Source organism: Arthrobacter sp. P1_A5, assembly GCF_056406825.1.
The window spans coordinates 1-1213 of the sequence record NZ_JBFTZL010000358.1; the positions used below are offsets into that span (position 1 = coordinate 1).

Genomic DNA, 1213 nt, shown 5'->3' on the forward strand with positions numbered 1-1213 from the left:
CGATGATGCCGGCCGGGGCCGACGCCGTCGTCCCCATCGAGCAGGCCGTGCCCGATTCCTTCCCGGTGCCGGGGGAGCCCGCCACGGTCCACCTGCCGGCCACCGCCGCCGGAACGTTCGTGCGCGACGCCGGCAGCGACATCCGCTCCGGCGAGCCCGCCCTCGGCGCGGGGACCTTCCTCGGCCCCGGCCAGCTGGGACTGCTGGCGGCGATGGGCTACACGGAGGTGCCCGTCCATCCCTCCCTCCGGGTCCTCCTGGTCACCACCGGCGACGAGGTGGTGGAACCGGGCAGCCCGCTGGGACCGGGCAAGATCTTCGACTCCAACGGCACGCTGCTCGAGTCCTCCATGCGCCAGGCCGGGCTCCAGGTCACACGGACCGGCGTCTCCATGGACCAGCCGGATGAGCTCGCCGCCTTGCTGCGCCGACATGCCCCCGCCGTGGACCTGATCGTCACCACGGGCGGCGTCAGCAAAGGTGCCTACGAGGTGGTCCGGCAGGCAATGGCCGGACACGACGTCGAATTCGGCGCCGTGGCGATGCAGCCGGGCGGCCCGCAGGGGATCGGCAGCTTCGACGGCGTCCCGGTGCTGGGGTTCCCGGGTAATCCGGTGAGCTGCCTCGTGTCCTTTGAAATGTTCCTGCGCCCGGTCCTCACAGAGCTGTTCGGCGCCCCGGCGCCCCGGCCCGCCGTCCGCGCGCGCCTCGCCGAACCGCTGACCTCACCGGCGGGCAAGCACCAGGTGCGGCGCGGCACGCTGGCTCCGGACGGCACGGTCAGGCTGGAGGGCGGCGCGGGATCCCACCTGGTCCATGCCCTGGCCCGTTCCAACGCCCTGGTCCACGTGCCAGAGGGAACAGCGGCGCTCGCAGCGGGCGACGAAGTGGAAGTATGGATCCTGTGAATGATGTAGAAAACCCTGAAGCGGATGCCACACCAGCGGACAACGGCGAAGCGGACAACGGCGAAGCGGACAAAAGAGCAGTGGGCAACACCCGCCTGACCCACCTCCGTCACGACGGCACGGCCCAAATGGTGGATGTGTCCAACAAGGCGCAGTCCACCCGGGAAGCCACGGCCACCGCGACCGTCCGCAGCACGGCCGAGGTCCTGTCCCTCCTCGGCGGCGGTGAGCTCCCGAAGGGCGACGCCCTGGCCGTAGCCCGCATCGCCGGGATCATGGCGGCCAAGAAGACGCCGGACCTGATC

Annotated in this window: 2 protein-coding genes; both read left to right on the top strand. The window is 71.2% G+C overall.

The window, feature by feature from the left end; all coding sequences use genetic code 11:
- Positions 1-908: molybdopterin molybdotransferase MoeA (locus tag AC1D1S_RS21265; protein WP_476995460.1), on the top strand; the 908-nt coding region annotated here is incomplete at its 5' end.
- Positions 909-988: 80 nt separating this feature from the next.
- Positions 989-1213, top strand: a 225-nt coding sequence (locus AC1D1S_RS21270; RefSeq protein WP_476995461.1) for a cyclic pyranopterin monophosphate synthase MoaC, incomplete at its 3' end; no start/stop codon positions are given.